The 4,497-nt window shown below is 64.0% G+C and carries 6 protein-coding genes; 1 reads left to right on the top strand and 5 read right to left on the bottom strand.

Annotated features, from left to right (window positions below):
- A partial coding sequence (locus ACLP4W_RS20290) for a WS/DGAT domain-containing protein (RefSeq protein WP_442389000.1) occupies nucleotides 1–942 on the top strand: 942 nt, incomplete at its 5' end.
- Nucleotides 943–1,287: 345 nt separating this feature from the next.
- On the opposite strand, the gene ACLP4W_RS20285 is transcribed toward ACLP4W_RS20290, so the two are convergent.
- The 5 genes from ACLP4W_RS20285 to ACLP4W_RS20265 all read right to left on the bottom strand — a co-directional run bounded on the left by ACLP4W_RS20285 (nucleotide 1,288) and on the right by ACLP4W_RS20265 (nucleotide 4,250).
- Complete coding sequence (locus ACLP4W_RS20285) at nucleotides 1,288–1,953, bottom strand: DUF2182 domain-containing protein (protein ID WP_442388998.1); 666 nt, start codon at nucleotides 1,951–1,953, stop codon at nucleotides 1,288–1,290.
- A gap of 125 nt (nucleotides 1,954–2,078) precedes the next feature.
- Nucleotides 2,079–2,696, bottom strand: coding sequence for a DUF1326 domain-containing protein (locus tag ACLP4W_RS20280; protein WP_442389002.1), 618 nt, complete (start codon nucleotides 2,694–2,696; stop codon nucleotides 2,079–2,081).
- 211 nt (nucleotides 2,697–2,907) lie between these two features.
- Complete coding sequence (locus ACLP4W_RS20275; protein ID WP_442388996.1) at nucleotides 2,908–3,477, bottom strand: alpha/beta hydrolase fold domain-containing protein; 570 nt, start codon at nucleotides 3,475–3,477, stop codon at nucleotides 2,908–2,910.
- Nucleotides 3,446–3,889: an alpha/beta hydrolase gene (locus ACLP4W_RS20270; protein ID WP_442388994.1), complete on the bottom strand. Its 444-nt coding sequence runs from the start codon at nucleotides 3,887–3,889 to the stop codon at nucleotides 3,446–3,448. Before ACLP4W_RS20270 ends, ACLP4W_RS20275 begins: the two co-directional genes overlap by 32 nt.
- Nucleotides 3,867–4,250, bottom strand: coding sequence for a nuclear transport factor 2 family protein (locus tag ACLP4W_RS20265; RefSeq protein WP_442388992.1), 384 nt, complete (start codon nucleotides 4,248–4,250; stop codon nucleotides 3,867–3,869). Before ACLP4W_RS20265 ends, ACLP4W_RS20270 begins: the two co-directional genes overlap by 23 nt.
- Nucleotides 4,251–4,497: the final 247 nt, after the last annotated feature.

The raw sequence follows: 4,497 nt of genomic DNA, 5'->3' as shown, positions 1-4,497 counted from the left end.
CAGCCCGGCCGACGTGGGGGGCCAGCACTGTGGGAGCCGGTCGAGCCCGCACCGGAACCCGCCGCACCGGGCCCGCGGCGGTGCGGTCTGGACCGGTTTGGGCTGCCGGGTCGGGCGGTGGCGACGGCCTGGGGCGCGGCCCGGGAGGCGGCCGGGCTGGTGCCTGCGCTCGCCGGCACGCTCGAGCAAGCGCTGTGCCGCCGCGGTGGGCCGCTGTCGCTTGTCGCGCCCCGGACGATGCTCAACGTGCCGATCGACGGGACCCGGTCGTTCACCGGGTGCTCCTGGCCGTTGGAGCGGCTGCGACTGGTCGCCAAGAATAGTGACGCCACCGTCAACGACGTGGTCCTCGCCATGTGCGCCGGGGCGCTGCGCAGCTATCTGACCAGTAAAGGGGCGCTGCCCGTGGCGCCGCTGGTCGCGATGGTGCCGGTCTCGCTGCACGGCACCCGACCCGAGGACGGCCGGGGCGGCACCGGGGATACGGGGAACAAGATCGGGTCGTTGACGTGCAGCCTGGCCACCAACCTGGCCGACGCGGGCGAGCGACTCGCGGCGGTGCGGGCCGGCATGCGCGAAGGAAAGGCCGCGCTGGCCTCGCGCAGTCGACTGCAGGTACTCGCGATGAGCGCGCTGGGGGCCGCACCGCTGGCGCTGGTCATGCTGGTTGGTCACCCTGGGCTGCTGCGCCCGCCGAACGTGATGATCTCCAACGTGTCCGGGTCCCGGGTCCCGCTGTACTGGAACGGCGCCCGCCTCGACGCCCTCTACCCGCTGTCAATCCCGGTTGACGGGCAGGCGCTGAACATCACCTGCACCAGCACTGACGATACGATCGCGTTCGGGCTCACCGGCTGCCGCTACGCCGTCCCCGGCCTGGGCGCGATGACCACGCACCTTGACGACGAACTCCGCCTGCTTGAGGGCGCCGCTGGACTCTGACGACTCGCCGTCGGGAAGCACACCAGGCTTAGCGAGCGCTTGCTCTTGACGCCGTCAAGACCCGAAAACGAAACCGCAGGTAACGAGCGAGACTGAATCGGACCGACCGCGGCGGTGGTCGGCGAGTTGGCCGACCTCGTCGCACGGGGTGAGCTGGAAGTGCCGATCACCGGAGTCTTCGCCCTCGACGATGTGCGGACGCGTTCCGAGAGGTCGAACTGCGACACACCCGCGGCAAGTTGGTGTTGCGACCATGGGCAACGGAGACATCGCAGGGCAGATGCAAACCTCTCAGGGCGCGTTTGCCGCAAGATCAGCCAGCGCTGTCCGCACTAAGCGCGCGGTCTACCAGACCAAACTCACGGCGCCAACCAGGATCATCGCGGCGCCCGCCAACCTTCCACCCACCTCACCGAATGGGATCGTCTTCTCCAGCAGGACGAAGATGGCGATCGCCGCGATCCATAGCAGGTTCATCACGCCGCCGATGAACAGCAGTCCCATCAGGATCCAGCAGCAGCCCACGCAGTACGCGCCGAGCCTCAGTCCCATGCGGAAGGCGCCGAGGTTGCCGGTGCGCCAGTAGCGGGACAGGAAGTGCGCTGGGGCCCGGCAGTTCCTCAGACACGCATTCTTGATCGGGGTGAGCTGGTAGATGCCAGCTGCGATCAGCAGCGCCGCCCCGAACATGGCGCTTCTGGACACCATCATCGGGGACAGCAGCGCGGCCTGATCAAGAGCATGCTGAGCGATGGTGGCCACGAGACCAAAGATCGTCCACATCGCGATGTAACCGGTGACGAATACGAACGTCGGGGCCAGCGGGTTGTGCTGGGCCGCGGCCTTCCGGGCGACTGCCGCGTACGGCAGGGTCATTGGTGCCGCGGTGGGAACCATCATTGCGACCATCATCACGGCCCACATCGCCAGTCTCAGAACGAATTCGGTTGCCGTCCACGGCTGCATCCCGGTCATCGCGTCCATCACCGGCGCCGTCGAATGACCACTCATGCCCGCTGACCCGGCCGCCATTCGGCGCGCTGTCACCACGATGTACACCCACGCTGCGACTGTGATGCCGCTCAGGCCGGTCAATACGGCCAGACGGTCTCGGTGGCGCCAGACCCAAGATGTGGTCAGCGGATCAGTCCGTCCTGGTTCATGTGCAGCACGTTGAACTGACAGTAGCTGTCCTTGAAGTCAAGCTCGATTCCCGCCCGCGCTGTGGTGTTGCCGTTGCCCATCTCGGCATAGAGATAGCGCGGCCCATCCGGGGTACTGAGGCGTATTCTGCTCGGCAAACCTCGGTTCGATGGCTTGGGGAGCGGCGTCCCGCGTGACTCGACTAGCCCTTCAATCCTGAGGCTGGCCATGCGCTGATCGACATCGATCGACAGTTCGATCGGTGCGTACAGCGTGTCCAGCACGGTCGACATCGTGCTGTTGTACATGAAGAAATGCGTCGCTCCGGGGGTAGTCGACTCGCCATGAAGGATCTTGCGCAGTGCTTCTCGCTGAGTCGGATCCGCCCGTTCGTCGATGATGACCTGCTGCGTGCCGTTGCCCTCGACGACCTCACCCGGCCAGGACATGAGCACCGCCCAGTCCAGGCCGTCGAGATTCGTGTCGTTGAAGTTTCCCTCCTCGATGTGGCCGCCCATCAACGCCTCGCAGCGCCCATGGGTTGACTTCGCACCGAACTGGCACGGGCAGCCCCAGGCGCAGGGGCAATTCTCGAACTCCGTGCCGTGCATCACCCATCGATCAGCCACCGGATTCTCCTCGTTACTCGCATGTTCTGAACCGTCACTGGGATTTCACGATCAGCCGAGATTGGCGGATCTTGAGTTCATCGACGCAGCTCCTATCCATCAGATATTAGGTTTGGGCCCATCCCAGTTGTCGTACTCACGCCGGCCGGGGGGTGAAGCCGCGGGAATGAAAGTCCGGGGGATCGGCCAGCCGTCAAGCTAATTCACTTCCCATCGAGAAATCTGGTGACGCCGAACGTGCGACGGCGTGCTCTTTGAAGAAGGTCACCAGACGTTCGATAGCGGCGGCGGATTCGGGCAGCCCAGCGGAGATAAACACCGGCCAGACGTGGACTCCATGTCGCCAGGATTCGAACGTCACGTTGACATCTGCGGTGGCGGCAGCATCTCGGATGCGGATGGCATCGTCGTAAAGGATTTCGTTCTCGCCGACCTGGATGAGAGTCGGGGGAAGGCCGCGCATCTCGGCGAAGATCGCAGAGCACCGGGGATCGCGGGGGTCAACGCCGGCAAGGTACTCGGTTACTGTCGACGCGAGCATCTCACGAGTGACCAAAGGGTCCAAGTGTTTACGTTCCTCCATGGAGGAGCCGCTGAGCGTTAGGTCGGCTAGCGGCGAGATCAGGGCGACGCAGGCTGGAAGCGCCAAGCCCTGAGCCCTGGCCGCGGCGGTCACGGCAACCGCAAGGTTGCCGCCAGCCGAGTCGCCGAGCACGGCCAGCGTTTGCGGGTCACACACCGCTATGCGAAACAAGCCAGTCATAGGCGCACAAGCAGTCGTCAAAGGCGCCCGGAAAGCGGGTTTCCGGTGCGAGCCGATAGTCCACCACATGCACCCGGGCATTGGCAGCCAAAGCCACTGCGGCAGCTAATGGCAGATAGCGATCCGGCGGAGAGCCACTGACATAGCCACCTCCATGAAAGTAAAGGACCGTGCGATCGGGCGGGCCGGCAAGTGGTTCAAGCGTGACGGCTGGGACATCCCCCAGCTCACTCGTAACGCGTGTCACCGCTTCGAGCCGGAACGAGCCGTCATCGCACCCCGCCTGTTCGTGGTCGACTTCGGAGGGGCGTGCGCGAAGGTAGTGGACGAACGCCTCCAGCAGCTGTGATGGGGAATCATTCGTTTCGTGTTGCGGAGTTTTTCCCGGATCAGTGCGCATCGGGTTGCCCATCCGTCGATGAAGTGATGACTGTATAGAGCTCGGAGATAAGGTCATGCCGCACGACGGCCGCGTCGAATCCGCTGGCTACGGGCTCGCCGCCCTCGGGTCCGAGGTTCCAGGCCAAGTATCCGAACCCGTGGGTTTGGTAGACCGGACTGGCTTTGGTGAAAACCAGTCCATGCATTTGCGACTGCAACTCTCTTGCCTTGGCTGCCAACGCTTCACGGCCAACGGTGGTCCCCTCGTCGTCCGTCCAGCGAACATCGGGGGCATAGATGCTCTCAATCGCCGAGGCCCTCCGCTGGGCATCGCGCTCGTTGAATACTCCGAGCAAGTTCGCTTCCATCAAGCTACTGATGGTCTCAGTCATGGCGAATCCTCCGAGCTAGCCTGCATCAGTTCAACGTAGTATACGTGATACATCAAGTATTTATTCCTCACGCTCTCAACGAACCACTCCTGGTTGCGCATCCCCATCGTGGTAGGCAGTGGCCTAGTGTCCTGCGCCGTAAATTACGTTAATAAATGGTAAACTCGGTGGGTGACGCGTAGGGGTCGGCCGGTGGCCGAGTTGGTGTTGAGCGATGACGAGCGTGAAACGTTGCAGCGGTGGGCGC

It is taken from the genome of Mycobacterium sp., from assembly GCF_052145595.1.
GTDB lineage: Bacteria > Actinomycetota > Actinomycetes > Mycobacteriales > Mycobacteriaceae > Mycobacterium.
Note: the sequence above shows the minus strand (reverse complement) of the source record. Positions and strands in the feature narration are given on the sequence as shown.